Genomic DNA, 19,488 nt, shown 5'->3' on the forward strand with positions numbered 1-19,488 from the left:
ATTTAATTCAGCATTAGCGCATATGNCTGCTGTAAGCTATATCGTGGGACACATTTCTAACGCGTCGAAGATTGTCACCGCCACCATCCCGGTCGCGAGAAACCTGCATGAAGCGGATTTACGACCGCTTCTTTTTTCCATACAAGGACTTGGAGGCGAGTGATTGCACAGGGATGAATTACCAACTTTTCGAGAGAAGCGATGCGTATTTCCGAAAGACTGTCCAGACTGAAGCCCTCGGCCACTCTGGCCGTGAACACCAAAGCTCAGGAACTTCGTGCGCAGGGGCGGGAGATCGTCTCCCTCGCTGTGGGGCAGCCGGATTTCGGCACCCCGGCGCATGTGGTCGAAGCCGCCAAGGCCGCCCTTGACGAAGGGTTCACCCGGTACACTCCGGTGCCGGGAATTCCGGAACTGCGCGAGGCCGTTGCCGATTACTACGGCCGCTTCTACGGTATCACAGCCGTACAGGAGAATGCGATAATCTCCAACGGCGGCAAGCAGGTGCTCTACAACCTGCTCATGGCGCTGGTGAATCCCGGCGACGAGGTGCTGGTGCCCGCGCCATACTGGGTGAGCTATCCCGCCATGATTGAGCTTGCGGAAGGCCGCTGCGTCACCGTGCCCACCGAAGCGGAAAACGATTTTCTGGTGAGCGTCGAAGGATTGGAAGCCGCACGGACCGAGCGGACCCGCGTGCTGGTCCTCAACTCCCCCTCCAACCCCACCGGTTGCTGCTACACGCAGGACCAGCTGGACGGGATCGCGCAGTGGGCGCTGGACAACGGCGTGTTCATCATCTCCGACGAGGTTTATGACCGGCTGGTCTACGCCCCGGTGGAACCGGCCACCCTCGCCCGCTTCTGGCAGAAGCACCCCGAGAGCTGCGCGCTGGTGGGCGCACTTTCCAAGAGCTTCTGCATGACCGGCTGGCGTCTGGGCTGGGCCCTTGCAGCCGAGGAACTGGTCAAGGCCATGAGCAAGATTCAGGGTCAGTCCACCTCCAACGTCTCCTCCTTCTCCCAGAAGGCTGGTGTTGTGGCGCTGGCCGGGGAATGGGACATCGTGGAGCAGATGAAGGAGGCCTTCGTGCGCCGCCGCGACATCGCCCACGAAATCATCACCTCGTGGGGCGCGCCCTGTCCCAAGCCGGACGGGGCTTTCTATCTTTTCCCCGTACTGGACGCTTTCTATACCGAGGACGCGCCGGACTCCGCAGCCATGTGCAACAAGATTCTCGAAGAGGCCGGGGTGGCCCTGGTGCCCGGTTCGGCCTTCGGTGATGACCGCTGCATCCGTTTTTCCTATGCAGTGGATGACGATACCCTGCGCGACGCACTAACCCGCGTCGGCAAAGTGCTGACCGGAAAATAGCCCGGTTTGCCTATCCAAGAATGAAACGGGCCGCTCCCTTGGGGGCGGCCCGTTTTTTACGCGCGTCGCGATCGCCGCGATTATCGTATGATCATCACGGATATGGGTGCGTTTTCCATGACCTTTTCCACCATGCTGCCGCGCAGCTTACCCACCGGGGCGGGCAGGGCCACGAGGGTGTAGTCCTCGGCGGCTGCAAGCACGGCCTCAGCGGAGTTTTCCACCTCGAAGGTTTCATCAATGGGGGGGCTGTCCAGCGGCAGGGCTCGCCGCGCCTTTTCGATCACCTCCATGCCCGCCGTGCTTGCAACGGAAAGGGGGATGCCGCAGGCTCGGGCGATTTTGGCCAGCCGCGGCAGACATCCTGCGGCGAGGCCGGAACCGTCCAGCACCGCGAGGATGGCCCCTTCGGTCTTGAGGCGGCGGGCAATGATGATGGGGCACGGCAGCCGCTGGGCGATGCGGTAGGCCATGGGCGTGGCGGAGACGAGTTTCTTGAACCCGGTGGGATTCTCGCCGGGGGCGCCCACGATGGCAATGTCCACGTCCTCTATGTCGCACTGCTCGGCGATGACGCCGGGGATGTCCGTGCCGCTTCGCAGGTGCAGGGCCACGGTGCCGCCGCAGGGAGTGTTGTACGAAACCACGTATTCGCCGGCAGGGTCGCCGGAGATGGCCCGATGCTCCAGCTGAACGCTTTCCTGTCCGGGAATCTCCCCGAGTTCGGCAAAAATGTCGCGAGCTTTCTTGAGCCGTTTGAGCCCGGGCAGCTCCAGCCCCCAGCCGAGCATCTGTTCGCGGGCCACGCGAAGCTCCAGCCCGCCGGAGTGCAGGCCGCTGTCCGGTTCGCGCACCGTGAGCAGGGAGGTGTCCGTGCACTGCCTGCGGCTGAGCAGGGCGGCGAAAGCCAGCGCCTCGTATGCTTCCGGTCCCCCGCCGATACTCACGAGAATGTTCATGGTGTCTTTATGCATGATGTCTCCTCAGCCTCCGAGAAACGGCCAGTAGAATTTTGCGAAGATGATCAGGATGATGAAGGACATGAGCGCCAGCCGCCATCCCGCTTTCAGGAAGTCGGCGCTGGCCAGATACCCCGAGGAGCGCACGATGGAGCTCGCCGGAGTGCCGATGACGGTAAGATAGGCAAACGATGAGGCCATGGCCGTTATGAACCCGGCGGCCAGCGGGTTGGCTCCCGCTTCGACGGCGATGCTCAAGACGATGGGGCCGAGCACTGCCACGGCCGCGCCGTTGGACATGGTGTTGGTCATGGCCGTGGTCAGGAGCATGATGCAGGCCAGCAGGCCGATGCCGGAACCGAGGCCCAGCGGCACGAGCATGTCCAGAAACCCCGCGGCCACCCACGCGGCGGCACCGGTCTCCTGCATCTGCTGACCGAGGGATATGGCCGCCCCGTAAAGCAGCACCACACCCCAGTTCACGCCGGAATTCAGGTCCTCCCAGCGCACCAGCCCGGCAAGCAGGAAGCTCGCGGCCCCGGCAATGGCGATGGTGCCCATGCCCACCTCGGTGGAAAAGAGTATCCATGCGGTCACCGTAAGCAGGAAAATGAGGATCGTGGCGTAGTGCCTGCCCTGAAGCGAGCCCTGTTTTCCGACCTGTTCCCGCAGCCTGCGCACGGCGTGCGAGAGGTCTTCGGAAGGGGCCGGGAAGGTCTTGCGCAGAATCCAGTGCATGAAGGGCAGTTGTGCGAGAAAGACGGGGTAGGCAAAGAGCATCCACTGCCCGTACCCCACGTCGTAGATGGCTGTGGCCGGGTCCGAAGGCTTGTGGAAGAAGTCGCCCCAGTATTCGATCATGATGGCGTTTCGCGCTCCGCCCGAGGGGGTGCCGATACCCGCCATGCAGCATGCATAGGATATGGAGAACAGAAAGAGCAGGGCCAGCCGGCGTCGGCGTTCCTCGTCCTCCTCCGCAAGCTGGATGAGCGTCAGGGCCACGGGGAGCATCATGGCGGCAACGGTGTGCTCGCCTATGAACGAGGCCAGCAGGCCCGAGACCACGGAGATGCCCAGCGCAATGCGGTAGGTGTTGGTGCCGGTGGCCTTGACGATGACCAGCGCGAGCCGTTTGTCCAACTGCTGCTTGACCATGGCCACCGCCAGCATGAGCGAGCCCATGATGAACAGCACGGCATCCTTCATCAGACTGCGGGCCACGTCGGACGAATCGAGACCGAGCAGGAATATCTGCCCCAGCACGATGAGAAGGGCCACCGAAGGCAGCGGCACCGGTTCCTTGATGAACAGGGTGGTGGCCGCAAGCGTCATGACCAGCACCTTCCAGCCCGCGGACGTGAGGCCCGGCGGAACAGGCAGAAGCAGCAGTATGCCGACGGCGGCGAGGGTTATGAGCAGCCAGCGCTTGTCGTAGGCCCAGTGGATCATACCGGGTCTATACACGCTCCGGCGCGTTTATGCCAAGGGAGAGGACGTTATTCCTTTTCCTCGGCAAAGGCGCGACGCAACTCTCTGGCCGCCTCGGCCGGGTCTTCTGCGCGGCAGATGGCGGAAACCACGGCCAGCCCGTCAGCTCCGAGTGAGCGCAGGTGTCCGGCGCACCGGGCCGTGACCGAGCCGATGGCTACGGAAGGGTGTCTGGTCATGCCCCTTCGCCGTGCAAAGCCCTCGAATCCGAGCGGCTCCGAGTGGTCGGCCTTGGTGTTGGTGGGAAACACCGGCCCGAGGCCCAGATAATCCACGTCCAGCGTTTCCGCCTCAAGCACCTGCGCGTCAGTGTCCATACTCAAGCCGATGATGGCGTCGGGGCCCATGAGGCGGCGCGCGATATCCACCGGCATGTCGGACTGCCCAACGTGCACGCCCTCGGCGCCGACGGCCAGTGCCACGTCGATGCGGTCGTTGATGATCAGCGGCACCCCTGCGGGCGCAAGGATGCGCTTCAGGGAGCCGGCGGTTTCCAGATACTCGCGGGTGGAAACGTCCTTTTCCCGCAGCTGGACCATGGTAACGCCGCCTTCAACGGCCAGCCTTACCACCTCTTCAAGGGGCCGCTCCCCACAGGAGGAGCGGCCCGCGATGAGATAGCAGGTGAGGTCGAAACCCCGCTTCATGCTAGTCCTCCGCAATCAGACGCTGATGGATGTCCTCGGCGACCTTCTCGCCGGAGAGCAGCATGCCTCCGAAGACCGGGCCCATGCGATAGGAACCGAAGGTGGCGTTGGCGGCCATGCCCGCGACCCACACGCCGGGGAAGACCTCGCGGGTGTGGTTGACGGTGTTGGTCTCGGCCACGTCGGCCCACATGGACTGCTCGCCCTCAATGGAGCCGGAGGGGGTGTTCAGGGAGATGTCGTTCTTGCGGCACAGGGTCTTGAGCACTTCGGTGTCGTGGCCGGTGGCTTCGATGACGTGCTTGCAGTGAATGACCAGCGGATCCACGTGCAGTCCGGCGATCTCCACGGGAGAGGAGTTGATGACCAGTCCGTTGACGCGCTTCTGGCCGTCTTCTTCGCGGATGCAGACGTCTTCAACGCTCATGCAGTTGAACACGCGCATCCCGGCGATGGTGGCGGCTGAAGCCAGCGTGGTGGTGGCGGTGACGGCGTCGCAGGTCCAGTACTCGTCGTCCCAGTGCTTCATGGGAACGCCGATGTCTTCCAGCACGTGTTTGGACTCGTCCTGAACCACGATGATGTTCCAGGTCATGCCGCCGCCCCACATGCCGCCGCCCAGCGAGAGCTTGCGCTCGAACATGGCGACCTTGTGGCCTTTTTTGGCGAGGTTCATACCGGCGGTCATGCCGGAGGGGCCGCCGCCGACGATGGCGACGTCAAGCTCCAGCGAATCGCGGAACTTGTTGTAGTACTCGGTGATGATGGCGTCAGAGATGACTTTTTCGTTGAGGGACATGCGTTTCCTCCGCTTGCGGTTTGTTGCGGTCGGCGCGATCCGAAAGGCGCCGACCCCCTTTTGGCAAGGAGGCACGAACGTCAGGAGTGTCTTGAGAAGATGTCCCATGCCGGACGGCTCGGGACAGGGCTTCCGATTTCCCTACGTCAGTGCAAACTGAATCAGGTTCCAAGGGTATGATCTCAGTCCCGGCACGTGCCGGGACACCCCTATCGGATCGAGACAATGTCTACCGCAAAGGGTCGGAGTTCGCAAGGGGGGAGTTGATCAGGCAATCAAGTTCAAGGGACTTCAGAGAACCGCAACAATCCCGAGCAGGCCGCACAACTCTCCCAGCACGATGCTCGCGCCGAGGAAGTCGCCGTTGCTGCCGTTCACCTCTTTTGCCAGCTTGTGCAGGGGGATGAGCGTGATGATCAGGAGAGCGGCAGTGATTGCAAGGGCCTGCGGCGGGAGCAGCAGTGCGCCGATGGCGAGGGTCATGGCCGCGTTGACCGCAAGCGTCTTCAAGGTGGCCCCGGAGTAGAACAGGGAGCCGAGCCCGGGCCGGGCAAAGCGTTTGCCGACCACGCCGAAGGCCACGCAATTGAGTCGTCCGGTCATGAAGGGCCAGAGTGCGGCCGCGGGGTTTCCTTTGGCGAACAGGGCCGCGAAGAGCACGAGCTGTCCGGCAAGGGTCATGACAAGTGCGATGACGCCGAACGCGCCGCACCGGCTGTCCTTGATGACCGTCCAGAACCGTTGCGGATCGAAGTGCGCGGTAAAGGCGTCGCACACGTCGGCGATCCCGTCGTAGTGCAGGCCGCGTGTCAGCCAGAGCGAGGCCAGAACCACGAGCCACGCCTGAACCCACGGTTCGTCCCGGAAGAGCCCGAGCGCAAAGGGGAGGGTGATGACCGCGCCGAGCAGGAGGCCGGTGAGCGGCGTCCACGGCATGGTGCGGCGCATCTCCTCGTCCGTGGCGGCGCGTGCCGGGGCCAGCCGGGTCAGGAACCCGAGGGTCAGCAGAAATTCGTTCAGTGCCTTCATGCGTCCCACCTCAGGGTTACGGCATCACCCATGGAAAGGCCGAGCTGCCGGGCGGCCGAGCCGAGATTGACCGCTATCTCGAAGAAGCCCTGCGAGCCTTCCAGCAGGCCGGGCGCGCCTTCGGGCAGGTCGGAGTAGGTGTCCACCGCCGGGAGCTCCCGACCCAGCGGGGTGCTGATCTGAAGGTTGTGCAGCGGCCCGAGAGCGCCGGCGCGTAGGTTGAGCACGCAGTTGCCGAACCGGTCCACGTGCAGCACGCGTGCGGAGCACTTGCCCCGGCCCATGAGCGGCTCGGTCCAGAGCGGGCGCACGGTCTCCTCGGCGGAAACGGGGTGGCAGAAGCCGCTGAGGGCTTCGCCCCGTGCGATGCGTGCGGCAATCGGCGCAAAGATGTCGCGGCCGTGGAAGGTGGCGGAAGCCTTTTCCGGCAACTGGTTCACGTGATGAAGTTCGGCATGTTCAGGAATCAGCGCGAGGGCGGCCAGTCCGTTGTCAGGGGCCACGATGGTCCGCCCGTCCTGACGGGCTACAAGGATGGGACGTCCCGAACCCACACCGGGATCCACGACCGCCAGCAGCACCGCTCCTTCCGGAAAGTGCGGGGCCGAGGCCGCCAGAAAGAAGGCCCCCTGAGCGATGTTGAACGGTTCGACCCCGTGGGTGAGGTCAGTCACCGTGCTGTCGGGACACTCCCGGGCCAGTACGGCCTTCATCTGACCCACGTACGGGTCGTCGAGGCCGAAGTCCGTAAGCAGTGCGATGAGGGAATGCATGGTTAGTACAGCTTCCTTGCCGAGAAGCCGCTGCCCACCACGTGGAAGCCCGAGCCGGTGATGGTGAAGGCCTCCGGGTCAAGCGAGTAGACGATCTCCTCAAGCCGTTTGACCTGAACGTTGGTGACCATGGTCATGACCACGTCCTTGCTGTCGCCGGTCCAGCCGCCGCGTCCTTCCAGAACGGTGGCTCCCCGGTCCAGTTTCTTGAAAATGGCCTGCATGATCTCCTGCGGTTTTTCCGAGATGATCATGACCATCTTGCGTTCGCCGAACATGCCCATGACGTACTCGATGGCCACGGCGATGACGAAGGCCATGGCGATTGAGTAGAGCACCACGGACAGTTGCAGGAAAAAGAACCCTGCCAGAAACTGGAGGAAGTTGAACCAGAACTCGAACGCGCCCATGGACACGTTGAACCGCTGCTTGCCGATGACCGCAAGAATGTCCGACCCGCCGGTGGAGCCCAGCGAGCGCAGACTCATGCCCACCCCGGCACCGAGCAGCCCGCCGCAGGTAATCACCGCCAGCCAGACGTCCTCGATGGGCAGGGTGTAGTCGATGAGGTCGATGAAGATGGCGGAGACGAACATTCCGTAAAGGCTGTAGAAAAAGAACCGTCTGCTGACGAAGACCCAACCGAGCACGAAGACCGGCACGTTGAGCAGAAAGTACCACTGCCCTGTGGTGAGCCCGCCGAAGGCGTAATAGAAAAGCAATGCCAGACCGGACATGCCGCCGGTGAGCAGGCCGTGAGGGATGGCGATGGCCTTGACTGCAAAGGCGACCAGCCATGAGCCGACGGTGATAAGGGCGATGTTCCACGGAACGCCGAAGGTCAGGCGGCGGAAACGTTCTTCGAGAGCGGGTGAAATCATGTGTGTTGCAACCTCCGCGCACAGCTTTATCCGGTTTGCGTGCGGTTTGGAAGCCCGGAACGAAAACGACCCGCTTCCGTAGAAGCGGGCCGGGAAGTACTACTTTTGCTTGCCTTTGCCCTTGCCTCCGCGGGCTTTGGACTTGCCTTTGCCTTTTGAGCCGCGGTCATCATCGTAGTCTTCGTAGCTACGGTCGTCGCGGTCATAATCCTTGCCATGCTTCATCTTTGCGCCTTTGCCGGGGTGTCCCTTGCCTTTGCCGGCACTCCCCTGGCCCTTGCCGAGCACGGAGGGGTGGGCGCCCACTTCACGGGCTATGCGGCCCCAGCCCATGCCGGAGTTTCGCATGCTTCGGATCTCGGCCCTTGAGTGTCCGGATTCGCGAGCCAGCGCATCGACCTTGGCTTCATCCAGCGACTGCTGCGCGTCGCGGTATTGTTCGCGGGAGCGCTGATATTCCCGCCGCCGCTCCTCGATGATGTCCCCGTTGCCGATGCGGCGGGCTTCCTCAAGGGCGCGCCGCGCCCGCTCCACCTGCTCGGCAGTGCGGTCAACGCGTTCCAGAATGGAATCCACGGTCGAGAGGGGGGTGTCCTGCGCCATGGCTTGAGGCGCAAGGAAAAGGGACAGCAGCATGAGCCCGAGTGCCAGTCGTTTCATAGTCATTCTCCCGTTTTTGCTTTCATATACGCACGAACGGGCAAAGAGGACCATGAGAATATTACGAACCCCAGCGGACCGCACTGCTTCCGCAACTGGCTTCCTTGAACCGTTTGTTGGGGTCGGACTTCCAGAGCAGCAGGGGGGTCATGGGTTTGTGCGGGCCGATATCCACGCGCATGGCGGAAAAGGCTCCGAGCCAGCCCGGGTACAGTCTGTTGTTGAGCGCGGCCCACGGGGCGCACTCCTTCCAAGTGTTCAACGGGCCGGGCAGAACGGAGCGGGAAAAGGTAGGTCGGTTGCCCGTGGCGCGGACCATTGATCCGACTCGGAAGCCGGTGAGCATGTCCGCGCGGCTCATGGTGCCGCTGCTGCGGCGTACATTGAGCAGATGATACAGCGAGAAGCGGTTGAGAAAACCTATGAGCAGCCCTCGTTCCGCAACGCGCGCGGCCTCTTCGAGCATCTCCTGGGGCCGGGGGCAGAACTCCAGCACGCTCCAGAGCACGACATAGTCGAAGTCGTCATCATCAAAGGGCATGTGCGTGCCGTCGCCAACATACAGGCTCGCGTTGTTGCCCAGCCTGCGGCGTGCGCCGGAGAGCATGGAATCGCTCTTGTCCAGTCCGGTGACGTCAAAGCCCATGCGCCAGAGCGATTCGAGAAAGATGCCGGTTCCGCAGCCCACTTCGAGGATGCGTCTGCCACGCCGCTGCCAGGCGGCGGTCATGGCTTCGAGCAGCATGTTCTCGCGGCTCAGGGCGACATGCCCTTCTGGCGAGTCGAACCAGCTTTCATATTGTTGTGCGTTCCAGCGCATCGGGCCTCCGTGGCAATGTATGAACCGTTGATACCAGTTACAGCGGCCCGACGAAAGTGCTTCCGGAACAATGCGGCACCCGGGCGGAGTGGATCAGCGCTAGCGGACCCGGCCCTGTGGCACGGTCTATAATCATGCTGTATATAAGCGACTTGTCAACCGCAGCCATCCGGTCTACCAAGGATGCGGGCGGCAATAATTGACAGCTCGTGTGCGACACGGGTACTCTCCGGTAAATACTACCACTTTTTTACACACGCATTGGTCGCGAGGTAAACCGGTTCCATGTCATTGTTTTCGAGTAGCATAGGTCTTCGCAAGGACTCGATCCGCATCACGGATGCCGAGTTCGTGGAACTGCGCGACTTCATATACGAAAAAAGCGGTATCTTCGTGGACGAGAAGCGGAAGTATCTCTTTGAGAGCCGTTTCCGCAAACGGCTCGGGGAGCTCGGGCTTTCCAGCTTTTCGGACTACATCAAGTTTCTCAAGTTCGACTCCGCGCGGCGCGAGGAGATGGTGCGTCTTTTTGAAATGGTCACCACCAACGAGACCAGCTTCTTTCGCGACCAGAAACAGCTCGACGCCTTTCGCGACCATGTGCTCAAGGATGTAATCGACCAGCAGCGCGCCGCCAAGAAGATGGAGCTCAACATCTGGTCCGCAGGGTGCTCTTCAGGCGAGGAACCGTACACCCTCTCCATCATCCTGCACGAAATGCTCGGCCTTGAGATCTCCCGCTGGCGCATCCGCATCTCCGCCAACGACCTTTCCAAGGCCATGATCGACAAGGCGCGCGAAGGACTCTATCCGGAGTATGCCTTCAAGACCACCCCGGACGCCATGCGCAAGAAGTATTTCAAGCAGGACGGCGATCTTTGGCGCATCAACCGGGACGTGACGCGAATGGTGGATTTCAAGCTCATGAACCTGAATGAGAGCGCCACCCTGAAGCGGATACCGCGGTCGCACATCGTGTTCTGCCGCAATGTCATAATCTATTTTGACGAAAGCATGAAGAAGAGGGTCGTGAACTCGTTTTACGACAACCTCGTACCGGGCGGGTATCTCATGCTGGGACACTCGGAGTCGCTGCACAAGGTCTCCAAGACCTTCAAACCGATATTCCATCCCGGCGCCATCGCCTACAAGAAAGAGTAGGCCTGGGGGGTCTGTTTGCCGATACACACCATTGATGAACTACAGCCGGGCATGGTCCTCGCCGACGACCTCAAAGCCGCCGACGGGCGCCTGCTCCTGCCCAGAGGACTCACGCTGGAGCAGCGGCATATCGAGCTGCTGAAACGCCTCGGTGTCAAGGAGGCCAGCGCCCGCACCGTCTGCGAACCCGAAGCCGAGGAAGCCGAAGCCATCGCCGACTACGTGCGCGACTTCTTCCTCTACTGCAACCCGGATCGTCCCGTGGTGCTTGAGCTGTTTCGCATAGCCCTCGACCGCACCGCAGCCGCGGTCTGTGGTGGCTGGGAACTGCCGGATACCAGTGAAAGAAGAGCCACCAACGTCGAGCACCTCGATGACCTCTTCCTCAAAGGCATGGGCGGCCCGGAAGACTGCGTGAATCGCGAAAGCGAGCTCGAAAGTTTCCCCGACATCTATTTCCGCATCCGCGAAGTGCTCGAATCGGAATCCGGTAACGCCGATCGCGTCGCGCAGGTCGTCAGCACAGACGTAGGGCTGTCCGCCAAGCTGCTCAAGCTGGTCAACAGCCCGTTCTACGGATTCCCGTCACGCATCGACTCCATCAGCCGCGCCGTGGCGCTTGTGGGCGGGAACGAACTTTCCACCCTCGCCCTCGGCATTTCCACCATCAATTACTTCAAGAACATCCCCAAGGAACTCGTGGACATGCGCAGCTTCTGGAGACACTCCATCAGTTGCGGCATATTTGCCCGAGTCCTGGCCGCCAAACAGCATGGCTTGCAGCCCGAGCGGTTCTTCATCGGCGGTCTGCTGCATGACGTGGGACGCCTCATCATGTTCAAGATGCTTCCCTATGCCTGTACCGAAGCCATGCTGTTCGCCCGCGAAAACAGCATCCCCCTCGTGGAAGCCGAAAAGACCGTCATAGGCTTCTGCCACACCGACGTGAGCGAGTTGCTGCTCAAGCAGTGGCAGTTCCCCGAATCGCTCTCCGAAATGATCAACCACCACCATGATCCCATGACACGCCCCAACGCCCTTGAACCCGCCGTCCTGCACGTTGCCGACAACATGGCAAACGCCGTGGAAGTGGCTGAGGGCGGCATGTACGTCGTGCCCGGTTTCAAGGATGGAGCATGGGAACTGCTCGGACTGCCCCCCGAGTACCTGCGGGAAGCCGTGGAGCAGTACGAAGACCAGGTCGATCAGATCATGGACGCCTTTTTCTAAATCTGCCGGGAATTATTGAGAAGATCGCCTCAGGCGGTCTTCTCATGCCTTGGACCAGGCCCAGCGGACGATGTCCGCGCTGTTGAGCGCTCCGGGCTGTCTGGCTTTTTCCCGTCCTTTTTCGAACAGCACCAGTGTGGGAATGGACTGAATGCCGAAGCGGGCTCCGATCTGCTGCTCGGTTTCGGTGTTCACCTTCGCAAGCAGCATTTCGGGCGCGAGTTCCGAAGCTGCTTTTTCGAACTGGGGCGCCATCATCTTGCAGGGGCCGCACCATGGTGCCCAGAAATCCACCAGAACGGGTACGCCCGATTTGGCGATGATCTTTTCAAAGTTGGCGCTGGTCAGCTCGACGGGATGCTTCGGCAGGAGCGGCGCCTTGCATTTGCCGCAGGCGGCCTGCGCGGCCCGGCTGACGTCGATCCGATTGGTGGCGGAACATTGGGGACAGACTGCGTGCATCATGTTCATAAGTCCTTTTTTGAGCCATGATAGCAATCCTGCTGATTACGGCAAGATCACAGGCCGAGATTTTCCAGCATGAAATGCAAATGCGATTTCAGTTCGGCGAGGATGCCTTCGTCGTCGTCCGGAAAGGCGGCGGGTTCGAGTTCGAGGGTAATCAGGCCGGTGTATTGGCGGGCGGCGAGCCTGTGCAGAAATTCCGTCAGCGGGAGGGGCCCGGTTCCGGGAGCCATGTGTTCGCGGTAGCCGCGCGCATCGGAAAAATGGACGTGGCGAAGCAGATCACCGGGAACACGGTCGAGAGCGTCGAGGATGTCGCGGCCGGAAACCCCGAGATGGCAGACGTCGAGGGTCAGGCCGACATTCTTGTCGCGGCACTGGTCCATGAGCTTGTCCAGCGGGTCCTTGCCGAAGGGGCTTTCGACCCACGGCATGTTTTCAAGCGAATATTCCACGCGTCCCTTGGCGTCTAGCAGGTCGGGCAGATCATAGGCGCGCTGGAACCAGCGGGAGGAGATCAGGCCGCCGAGGCCGGGCTGCGGCGGGTGCAGGGTGATGTGGTTGGCCTGCGGCAGATGGTTGGCCAGCGCGGTGGTTGCGCGCCACGAGTTGAGATGGCCGCCCCAGCGGCTCCAGTTGCGGAAAGGGGCGTGCAGGCTGCGCACGGGACAGGCGTCGTGCACGGCGGTCATGCCTTCGCCCGGTGCCATGCCGGGGGAATTGACGATAAGCTCCAGTCCCTCAAAGCCGGCGCGAGCGGCAAGTCCTGCCACGTGTGCGGTCGGCAGGTGGAAAAGGCTGCCCGTGGACAGCAATACCGTTGGGCGCGAGGGAGCTTCCATGAAAGCATCATGCCCCGGCTTGCGGCAAAAGCAAGTGGATATTCGGGGAAGGGACGTGATGCGGCGGTGAACGGTGGTGGATTTCAGGTACGCTATGTTTTACAACTCTGGGCGGAGGATGACCATGCGAATGCTGCTTCTGCTTATCGGCCTGATTGCCGTGAACGCAATGCCTGCGCTGGCGGGCCGCTGCGTGTCGGGCAACTGCACGGAAGGCGAGGGGATATATCTTTACGACGACCTCAAGCGGTACGAAGGCGAGTTCCACAACGCCACGGCCGACGGTTCCGGCACCATCCATTACCCTGCGGGAGCGTGGTACGAAGGCGAGGTGTACGACGGCAGGCCGCACGGCGACGGCACGCTGCACGGCTGGCGCGGCTGGAAGCACAAAGGAAGCTTTCATCACGGCTGGGAGCATGGTGACGGGATCTTCACCGACCGTGACGGCGCGCGCTTTCACGGCACCTTTGCGGGCGGATACCGCCATGGCCCGGCGTTGCGTGTGGAGCCGGACGGCACGGTGGTCCGCGAGCTGTGGATCAACGGTCGCTTCGTGCGTCGCCTGCAGCACGGCGAGCAGCCCAGCGAGTTGGAGTGGAACGGTTCGTTGCCCGCGCCGCCCAAGGTCCCATGGGATCCGAAATATCCCACAGGGTGCCTTTCCGGAGACTGCACTGACGGCACCGGTGTCTACGTGTTCGATACGGGGCAACGCTACGAGGGCGAATTTCGCGAGGGCCGCAGCTTCGGGCAGGGGACACGCTATTTTCCCAACGGTGACGTTTACGAAGGTGAGGAAGTCAACGGCACGCGGCACGGTGAGGGCATCTACCACTTTGCGGACGGTGATGTGTTCATGGGGCGTTTCAAGGATGACCGGCGCGAGGGTCCCGGCGCTTTCCGGCAGGCGGAAGGGTTTCTGTTCGTGGTCGCTTACAGGAACGGACAGCGGCACGGTCCCGGTACGGTGCATTATCCTGACGGCACGGTGCGCCATGCCCTCTGGGAAAACGGCGCTTTCGTGCGCTATCTCGACGAAGACGAGTTCCGTGAATTGAAGGAAAAGCAGATTCGCGAACGCAAAAAGACCGCCCTGAGCGAGCAGCCGGACCAACCGCTCTCCGAGAGCAACGCGACGCTTGCCGAGCCGTCGGGCAACGCCACGGCCGGAGCCGTTGCCCCGGCGCAGGCCAACGCTACTTCTTCTGATGCAGGGGCGACTTCTCGATCAGGTCCAGAATGACGATGGCCATGGAGATGTCCCGGCGGTTGCCTTCGGTCATGCACTCCACCAGATACTGCTTGAGCGGTCTCATGGCGACGACCAGCGCTTCGTGGCCGCACTCGTCCAGTCTGTAGGCCTTCTCCAGCGTATCGAGCATCATCATGGCCACGTCCTCGTCGTGGTGCCCCATGTGATAGCCGACGATATCCCGGGCCTTGAGCAGCCCGAAGACCACGTCCTCGATATTCGAATAGTTCCGTCCCCATATCTCGCTGCCGCGGATGTCAGGCTTGGGCGGACGCGCCGTTTCCCCCTGGCGGGCCGCCTCGCGGAACCTGTCTAGAGCAACTACGGTTCCCATGCACGCTCCTTGTGCTGAATTATGATGCCGTACATCTGATCGGCCACTTGCGGCACAGCAATAGGGGGAAATCCCGATTCGTGACCCCCGGTCGGCGCAGCTACTTGAAATCAGACCACTTTCGGGATATTTACCCGCAGTTCACAGGACATTTGAAGGAGAACCGTTCATGAATTCACGCGCGCTCAGGGCCGATCTGCTGCTGTTTGTCACCGCCGCCATCTGGGGGTTCGCCTTCGTCGCCCAGCGCGTGGGCATGGATCATGTAGGACCGCTCACCTTCAACGCCGTGCGCTTCGCCCTCGGCGCGGCCGCGCTTATCCCGCTCATTCGGGTGATGGAGCGCCAGCGCGACGCCGCCAAGGTGGCCACGCCGGTGGCCGTTCCTGAAGAAGCCCCGGCAATATCTCCAGCCAGTACTTCCTTTCTTATCAAAGGCGGGCTGATTCTCGGCGCCGCGCTGTTCCTCGGCTCCACCTTCCAGCAGCTCGGCCTCGCCGCTCCGCTTCTGGAAAGCTTCGGCTTCGCACCCTCGACGGCAGGCAAGGCCGGATTCATCACCGGGCTCTACGTGGTCTTCGTGCCGCTCATGGGGCTTGCCATGGGCCAGCGCGCCGGGCTCGGTTCATGGATAGGCTGCGTGCTGGCCGTAATCGGCATGTACCTGCTCTCCTTTTCCGGCAGCTTCTCCATTGATTTCGGTGACGCCCTCGTGCTCGTCAGCGCGGTCTTCTGGGCCATCCACGTGCTCATCATCGGCAAGATGTGCCCCGGCATGGACGGCGTGGATGCGGTCAAGCTCTCCAGCGTCCAGTTCGCGGTCTGTGCCATCCTGAGCCTCGTGGGCGCACTGCTCACCGAAGAGATCACCATGGTCGGCCTTTCCGGCGCCGCCTTGCCGATCCTCTACGGCGGCCTCATGTCCGTGGGCGTTGCCTACACGCTGCAGGTGGTCGCCCAACGCGACGCCAACTCCGCACACGCCGCCATCATCCTCAGCCTGGAATCCGTGTTCGCCGCCATCGGCGGATTCCTGATGCTCGGCGAGCTCCTGAGCATACGCGCTATGATCGGCTGCGGCCTGATGCTTGTGGGCATGATAATCTCCCAGCTCCGCCCCTGAGCCCCTGCGGCTTGACATTCGCCCCGCAACGGGCAACCCTTGGGGAACAAGGCTGAAACCGAACAATTCCAAGATACATTCGGAGATCTGAGCTATGAGCGACTTTTTCGGGCAGAGCGTGCCCTTTTTCAAGATGCAGGGCTGCGGCAACGACTTTGTGGTCATCGATAACCGCGAACTCGGCCTGCCGGAAGCCGAAATGAAGGACTGGGTCACCAAAATCTGTGCGCGCGCCTTCGGCGTTTACGCGGACGGACTCTTCTTCATCGACAACGCACCGAAAGGCTCGGGACTCGACTATCGCTGGCATTTCTTCAACAGCGACGGCAGCCGAGCCGAAATGTGCGGCAACGCCTCCCGCTGCATGGGCCGCCTTGCCTATGAACTCGGCGCAGCACCCCGCGAGCATACCTTCGGCACCGACGCAGGCCCCATCAAGGCCGAAGTCATCCTCGAAGGCGAAAAAGCCGGTGAAGTCAAAATCCAGCTCACCCCGGCACAAGGCATGACCCTGAATACCGAACTCGAAGTGGACGGCCAAACTCTTACAGTCCACCACGTGGACACCGGCGTCCCACACGCCGTCGTCTTCCTCGACGACGTGAACGCCATCGACATCAAACGCCTCGGCGCCGCCATCCGCTATCACGACCATTTCGCACCCGCTGGCTGCAATGCCAACTTTGCGCAGGTGCTCGACAAAGACACAATGCTCCTGCGAACCTACGAACGAGGCGTCGAAGACGAAACCTACGCCTGCGGAACCGGTGCCGCCGCCACCCAGATCGTGGCACACGAACTCGGCCTGACCAATGCCGAAGCCGCCCTCACCACCTCCGGCGGCGAAGTGCTCACCATCGCACTCGAAAACGGCAACGCCTTCCTGCAAGGCGCAGCCACACTCGTCTTCAAAGGCGAACTCTACCCCGAATCCATGGGCCTCAAACTGCCCTAGGACATTATTGAAAGATAAAAAAGGGCCGCCTCGCGAGGCGGCCTTTTTTTTTGTGCCTCCGGCGGGCAGGGGCGCTGCCCCTGCACCCCGCCAAAGGGCGGGCCCCCTTTGGAATCCCTGGGTTGTCAGCGGGGTTGCAGCTGTCGGGGCCATGCGACCGCACAGCCCGCGTCCCAGCTGCAACCCCGCTGACGGGGATTTGAATTCTGTGCGTCTTGGCTGACGAATTCCTGTAGCAGGAGTGAGTCAAGAAGAGCTTTCTCAGCTCACATGCTCACCATAATAACTCCCACCAACATTCCCAATCCCCGCCAACTCAACAACCGCCATCAGCCACCCCGCCAAGCCGCCTAAGAATTTCAGCTTTCGGAAAGCCGGGTGCGGCTTGGCAATACAAAGGTTTTTGGGAGATTCTTAAGAACCCTTTTGCAAAAGGGTTCTTAAGCCGCTGGAGGCCTTAAATGCGCGTCGGTTTTCTCACGAGCAGCCAGATGACGTGGACGAGGCCGGGGAAGTAGCCGCAGAGGGTGAGGATGAGGTTGATCCAGAACTGGAGGCCGAGTCCCACTTTGAGGAATGCGCCAAGCGGTGGCAGCAGGACGGAAATGATGATTCTGAGAAGTTCCATGGTCTTTTCCTTTGCTGTTTTGTCTTAGGGTTTTCCATCCCATAACCCTTTTGAGAGGATTATAACAAGGGCTGCCTTTCTTTCATTGCAAAGAGGCAACGCGCGAAACGAAAAAGGGCCTTTCCGCGGCATCAATGCGGAAAGGCCCTTCGAGGATGTCGGTAAGCGATCGGACGCTTGCTTTGATATTTATCTAGGCTGCTTCTTGTTCTGCTTTTTCCAGCTTACGGCGATATGCCTGAAGGTCTTCGATGGTGATGACCGGCATATTGTGTTGCTCGGCATACTCCACGACTTCGGGGAGCCGGGCCATTGTGCCGTCAGGATTGGTGAGCTCGCACAGGACGCCGCAATCGCCGAGTCCGGCAAGGCGCATGAGGTCCACGGTGGCTTCGGTGTGGCCTTCGCGTTCCAGCACTCCGCCGGGGCGGGCGCGCAGGGGGAAGACATGGCCGGGGCTGTGCAGACAGTCCGGGCCGGCGTTGCAGGCCGAGGCCGCCTTGACCGTGCGCACGCGATCGGCGGCCGAGACGCCTGTGGTGACGCCTTCGGCAGCTTCGATGGTCACGGTAAAAGCCGTGCCGTACTGGCTGTTGTTGGTTTCGACCATCATGGGCAGGCCGAGCTGTTTGACCCGTTCGTCCGTGAGACACAGGCAGACGATGCCGCTGCAGTCGCGGATGAGCATGGCCATCTGCTGGTCGGTGAGATGTTCGGCAGAGAAAATGAGGTCACCCTCGTTTTCCCGGTCTTCGTCGTCCACCACGAGCACGCCCGATCCGGCCCTGAGTGATTCGAGGGCTTTGCGGACCCGCTGTTCGGGATCTCCGTAACGTGAGAGAAGAGACTGATTCATGGTAACGCTCCTTGGCGTTTGGGTACCAGAATCAGGGCGCAGGAAATGCCGGAACGCACGCCAGAGGGCGCGGCGCCGCACAAGGCGGCATCGTTCGGCGCTTATCCTCTTCCATCCGGACTGTCACCGTCGGCCCCGGCATCTCACCGGGTCTGCTGACCCTCTCCCCCGATGGGAGAAGCGCTCGCGGGCTCCCCGGTCGCGCCGGGATACCGCCGGTGGGGAATTGCACCCCGCCCTGAGAATAAGAACGGGCCGAACTGTGCAAAAAGCCGGGACAAATGTCAACTTCCCATCTGCGGTTCGGGAATCCCTTCCATTTCCCGTCGTGCTCCCGCAAGCAACTCCCTGCCGAAATCCTCCAGCAGTGGGGAGTCGATATTCCAGCAATGCCAGTGCAGCGCCACATCCACGGTCACAGTGGGGAAAAGGTCCACAAGCACGCCGGATGCCAGCAGCGGGCGGCTTTGTTCATCGGGGATCATGCCGCTTACGGTCCCGGCGGCGATGAATTCCGGAAACTTGGATGCGGACGGAGCGTAGGCTGCCGGTGGAGTCGGCTGGGTCTTGAACGCTCTGGCAAAGAGTTGTTCGTGGAGCGTGTCGTGCCGGTTGAAAATCAGCAACGGAGCCATGTTTGCCGATTCGAAGGATGGGCCATCCGGGAACCACCGATCACGGTATTCGGGCGCTCCCACGAGCCGGTAGCGCATGGTCCCGAGGTAGCTCACGCGGCAACCCTGAAACGGCTTGGCCCGGGACGAAACGCATCCGAGGACGTCGCCATCGCGAAGCAGGGTGTGCGTCTTGTCCTGATCTTCCACGCGGAGGTCGAGCAGCACCGGGCGGGTCTGCATGAAGGTGCGAACTGCCGGATGAAACCACGTGGCGATGCTGTCCGCGTTCACCGCCACGGGCAACGAGGTGAATGGGCCGCGCCGTTCGCCGATGCCGCACGAAAGGTCATCCTCAAGCCGCAGTACCTGTCGATAATGCCGCAACACCGCCTGTCCCGAATCCGTGGGCCGAGGCGGGCTCGTGCGCACCAGCAGAATGCGGCCCGTGTTCTCCTCCAGCAATTTCACCCGCTGCGAAACTGCAGACTGGGTCAGATGCAACCGCTTCGCAGCTTTCTCGAAGCCACCTTCCTCCACAACCGCAGCGAACGCTTCAACTTGTCGATAATCAAGCATGGCTCATCAGTATAAC

The 19,488-nt window shown here is 61.8% G+C and carries 21 protein-coding genes and 2 riboswitches; of the genes, 6 read left to right on the plus strand and 15 right to left on the minus strand.

Annotated elements, in window-relative coordinates; all coding sequences use genetic code 11:
- Positions 1-201 precede the first annotated feature (201 nt).
- Positions 202-1,374: a pyridoxal phosphate-dependent aminotransferase gene (locus tag B149_RS0115315; protein WP_018126051.1), complete on the plus strand. Its 1,173-nt coding sequence runs from the start codon at positions 202-204 to the stop codon at positions 1,372-1,374.
- A gap of 80 nt (positions 1,375-1,454) precedes the next feature.
- On the opposite strand, the gene B149_RS0115320 is transcribed toward B149_RS0115315, so the two are convergent.
- From B149_RS0115320 to B149_RS0115360, 9 genes are all read right to left on the minus strand, one after another.
- Positions 1,455-2,348, minus strand: coding sequence for a universal stress protein (locus B149_RS0115320; protein WP_018126052.1), 894 nt, complete (start codon positions 2,346-2,348; stop codon positions 1,455-1,457).
- A 9-nt stretch (positions 2,349-2,357) separates the two neighbouring features.
- On the minus strand, positions 2,358-3,782 hold the full coding sequence (locus B149_RS0115325; RefSeq protein ID WP_018126053.1) for an SLC13 family permease: 1,425 nt from the start codon (positions 3,780-3,782) through the stop codon (positions 2,358-2,360).
- A gap of 47 nt (positions 3,783-3,829) precedes the next feature.
- A complete protein-coding gene (gene thiE, locus B149_RS0115330; RefSeq protein ID WP_018126054.1) occupies positions 3,830-4,468 on the minus strand; it encodes a thiamine phosphate synthase in 639 nt (212 codons plus the stop codon).
- Position 4,469: 1 nt separating this feature from the next.
- Positions 4,470-5,267 carry a sulfide-dependent adenosine diphosphate thiazole synthase gene (locus B149_RS0115335; protein WP_018126055.1) on the minus strand — a complete coding sequence of 266 codons (798 nt, stop codon included), beginning with the start codon at positions 5,265-5,267 and terminating at the stop codon, positions 4,470-4,472.
- A gap of 120 nt (positions 5,268-5,387) precedes the next feature.
- A riboswitch (TPP riboswitch) is annotated at positions 5,388-5,488 on the minus strand.
- Positions 5,489-5,558: 70 nt separating this feature from the next.
- Entirely contained in the window at positions 5,559-6,296 is a 738-nt protein-coding gene (gene cobS, locus B149_RS0115340; RefSeq protein ID WP_018126056.1) for an adenosylcobinamide-GDP ribazoletransferase, read from the minus strand.
- Entirely contained in the window at positions 6,293-7,069 is a 777-nt protein-coding gene (locus B149_RS0115345; RefSeq protein WP_018126057.1) for an SAM hydrolase/SAM-dependent halogenase family protein, read from the minus strand. Before B149_RS0115345 ends, cobS begins: the two co-directional genes overlap by 4 nt.
- 2 nt (positions 7,070-7,071) lie before the next feature.
- Positions 7,072-7,950 carry a YitT family protein gene (locus B149_RS0115350; RefSeq protein ID WP_018126058.1) on the minus strand — a complete coding sequence of 293 codons (879 nt, stop codon included), beginning with the start codon at positions 7,948-7,950 and terminating at the stop codon, positions 7,072-7,074.
- A gap of 99 nt (positions 7,951-8,049) precedes the next feature.
- Positions 8,050-8,610: a hypothetical protein gene (locus tag B149_RS18130; RefSeq protein ID WP_018126059.1), complete on the minus strand. Its 561-nt coding sequence runs from the start codon at positions 8,608-8,610 to the stop codon at positions 8,050-8,052.
- A 61-nt stretch (positions 8,611-8,671) separates the two neighbouring features.
- Positions 8,672-9,430, minus strand: coding sequence for a class I SAM-dependent methyltransferase (locus tag B149_RS0115360; protein WP_018126060.1), 759 nt, complete (start codon positions 9,428-9,430; stop codon positions 8,672-8,674).
- A gap of 285 nt (positions 9,431-9,715) precedes the next feature.
- Between B149_RS0115360 and B149_RS0115365 the strand changes: the two genes are divergently transcribed.
- Both B149_RS0115365 and B149_RS0115370 read left to right on the plus strand, forming a co-directional pair.
- Positions 9,716-10,591, plus strand: coding sequence for a CheR family methyltransferase (locus tag B149_RS0115365; RefSeq protein WP_018126061.1), 876 nt, complete (start codon positions 9,716-9,718; stop codon positions 10,589-10,591).
- A 15-nt stretch (positions 10,592-10,606) separates the two neighbouring features.
- On the plus strand, positions 10,607-11,821 hold the full coding sequence (locus B149_RS0115370; protein WP_018126062.1) for an HDOD domain-containing protein: 1,215 nt from the start codon (positions 10,607-10,609) through the stop codon (positions 11,819-11,821).
- A gap of 42 nt (positions 11,822-11,863) precedes the next feature.
- Here B149_RS0115370 and trxC read toward each other — a convergent pair whose 3' ends face one another.
- Positions 11,864-12,292 carry a thioredoxin TrxC gene (trxC, locus tag B149_RS0115375; protein ID WP_018126063.1) on the minus strand — a complete coding sequence of 143 codons (429 nt, stop codon included), beginning with the start codon at positions 12,290-12,292 and terminating at the stop codon, positions 11,864-11,866.
- A 47-nt stretch (positions 12,293-12,339) separates the two neighbouring features.
- Positions 12,340-13,128 carry a sugar phosphate isomerase/epimerase family protein gene (locus tag B149_RS0115380; protein ID WP_040373058.1) on the minus strand — a complete coding sequence of 263 codons (789 nt, stop codon included), beginning with the start codon at positions 13,126-13,128 and terminating at the stop codon, positions 12,340-12,342.
- Between the two features lie 124 nt (positions 13,129-13,252).
- On the opposite strand from B149_RS0115380, the gene B149_RS0115385 reads away from it, so the two are divergent.
- Positions 13,253-14,374, plus strand: coding sequence for an MORN repeat-containing protein (locus tag B149_RS0115385; protein ID WP_018126065.1), 1,122 nt, complete (start codon positions 13,253-13,255; stop codon positions 14,372-14,374).
- On the opposite strand, the gene B149_RS0115390 is transcribed toward B149_RS0115385, so the two are convergent.
- Positions 14,328-14,717, minus strand: a complete 390-nt coding sequence (locus tag B149_RS0115390) for a hypothetical protein (protein WP_018126066.1) — start codon at positions 14,715-14,717, stop codon at positions 14,328-14,330. The genes B149_RS0115385 and B149_RS0115390 overlap by 47 nt on opposite strands.
- 169 nt (positions 14,718-14,886) lie before the next feature.
- Here B149_RS0115390 and B149_RS0115395 point away from each other — a divergent pair, with 169 nt between their 5' ends.
- Together B149_RS0115395 and dapF are read left to right on the plus strand one after the other, a co-directional pair.
- Complete coding sequence (locus tag B149_RS0115395; RefSeq protein WP_018126067.1) at positions 14,887-15,840, plus strand: DMT family transporter; 954 nt, start codon at positions 14,887-14,889, stop codon at positions 15,838-15,840.
- A gap of 94 nt (positions 15,841-15,934) precedes the next feature.
- Complete coding sequence (gene dapF, locus B149_RS0115400; protein WP_018126068.1) at positions 15,935-16,795, plus strand: diaminopimelate epimerase; 861 nt, start codon at positions 15,935-15,937, stop codon at positions 16,793-16,795.
- Between the two features lie 457 nt (positions 16,796-17,252).
- Here the strand turns inward: dapF and B149_RS18430 are convergent, their stop codons facing one another.
- The 3 genes from B149_RS18430 to B149_RS0115415 form a co-directional block, all read right to left on the minus strand.
- The gene (locus B149_RS18430; protein ID WP_018126069.1) at positions 17,253-17,423 is read right to left on the minus strand and encodes a YqaE/Pmp3 family membrane protein; all 171 of its coding nucleotides are present in this window, start codon (positions 17,421-17,423) and stop codon (positions 17,253-17,255) included.
- 193 nt (positions 17,424-17,616) lie between these two features.
- Positions 17,617-18,279: a 3,4-dihydroxy-2-butanone-4-phosphate synthase gene (gene ribB / locus B149_RS0115410; protein WP_018126070.1), complete on the minus strand. Its 663-nt coding sequence runs from the start codon at positions 18,277-18,279 to the stop codon at positions 17,617-17,619.
- Between the two features lie 99 nt (positions 18,280-18,378).
- Positions 18,379-18,529: riboswitch (FMN riboswitch) on the minus strand.
- 34 nt (positions 18,530-18,563) lie between these two features.
- Entirely contained in the window at positions 18,564-19,472 is a 909-nt protein-coding gene (locus B149_RS0115415; RefSeq protein ID WP_018126071.1) for a LysR family transcriptional regulator ArgP, read from the minus strand.
- Positions 19,473-19,488: the final 16 nt, after the last annotated feature.

Origin of the sequence: Desulfovibrio oxyclinae DSM 11498, from assembly GCF_000375485.1 — a bacterium.
Lineage (GTDB): Bacteria > Desulfobacterota > Desulfovibrionia > Desulfovibrionales > Desulfovibrionaceae > Pseudodesulfovibrio > Pseudodesulfovibrio oxyclinae.

Excerpts from the sequence above, each read along its gene's own strand:
- B149_RS0115315 (WP_018126051.1), top strand. The coding sequence starts at position 202 with ATGCGTATTTCCGAAAGACTGTCCAGACTGAAGCCCTCGGCCACTCTG.
- B149_RS0115320 (WP_018126052.1), bottom strand. The coding sequence starts at position 2,348 with ATGCATAAAGACACCATGAACATTCTCGTGAGTATCGGCGGGGGACCG.
- B149_RS0115325 (WP_018126053.1), bottom strand. The coding sequence starts at position 3,782 with ATGATCCACTGGGCCTACGACAAGCGCTGGCTGCTCATAACCCTCGCC.
- thiE (WP_018126054.1), bottom strand. The coding sequence starts at position 4,468 with ATGAAGCGGGGTTTCGACCTCACCTGCTATCTCATCGCGGGCCGCTCC.
- B149_RS0115335 (WP_018126055.1), bottom strand. The coding sequence starts at position 5,267 with ATGTCCCTCAACGAAAAAGTCATCTCTGACGCCATCATCACCGAGTAC.
- cobS (WP_018126056.1), bottom strand. The coding sequence starts at position 6,296 with ATGAAGGCACTGAACGAATTTCTGCTGACCCTCGGGTTCCTGACCCGG.
- B149_RS0115345 (WP_018126057.1), bottom strand. The coding sequence starts at position 7,069 with ATGCATTCCCTCATCGCACTGCTTACGGACTTCGGCCTCGACGACCCG.
- B149_RS0115350 (WP_018126058.1), bottom strand. The coding sequence starts at position 7,950 with ATGATTTCACCCGCTCTCGAAGAACGTTTCCGCCGCCTGACCTTCGGC.
- B149_RS18130 (WP_018126059.1), bottom strand. The coding sequence starts at position 8,610 with ATGAAACGACTGGCACTCGGGCTCATGCTGCTGTCCCTTTTCCTTGCG.
- B149_RS0115360 (WP_018126060.1), bottom strand. The coding sequence starts at position 9,430 with ATGCGCTGGAACGCACAACAATATGAAAGCTGGTTCGACTCGCCAGAA.
- B149_RS0115365 (WP_018126061.1), top strand. The coding sequence starts at position 9,716 with ATGTCATTGTTTTCGAGTAGCATAGGTCTTCGCAAGGACTCGATCCGC.
- trxC (WP_018126063.1), bottom strand. The coding sequence starts at position 12,292 with ATGAACATGATGCACGCAGTCTGTCCCCAATGTTCCGCCACCAATCGG.
- B149_RS0115380 (WP_040373058.1), bottom strand. The coding sequence starts at position 13,128 with ATGGAAGCTCCCTCGCGCCCAACGGTATTGCTGTCCACGGGCAGCCTT.
- B149_RS0115385 (WP_018126065.1), top strand. The coding sequence starts at position 13,253 with ATGCGAATGCTGCTTCTGCTTATCGGCCTGATTGCCGTGAACGCAATG.
- B149_RS0115390 (WP_018126066.1), bottom strand. The coding sequence starts at position 14,717 with ATGGGAACCGTAGTTGCTCTAGACAGGTTCCGCGAGGCGGCCCGCCAG.
- B149_RS0115395 (WP_018126067.1), top strand. The coding sequence starts at position 14,887 with ATGAATTCACGCGCGCTCAGGGCCGATCTGCTGCTGTTTGTCACCGCC.
- dapF (WP_018126068.1), top strand. The coding sequence starts at position 15,935 with ATGAGCGACTTTTTCGGGCAGAGCGTGCCCTTTTTCAAGATGCAGGGC.
- B149_RS18430 (WP_018126069.1), bottom strand. The coding sequence starts at position 17,423 with ATGGAACTTCTCAGAATCATCATTTCCGTCCTGCTGCCACCGCTTGGC.
- ribB (WP_018126070.1), bottom strand. The coding sequence starts at position 18,279 with ATGAATCAGTCTCTTCTCTCACGTTACGGAGATCCCGAACAGCGGGTC.
- B149_RS0115415 (WP_018126071.1), bottom strand. The coding sequence starts at position 19,472 with ATGCTTGATTATCGACAAGTTGAAGCGTTCGCTGCGGTTGTGGAGGAA.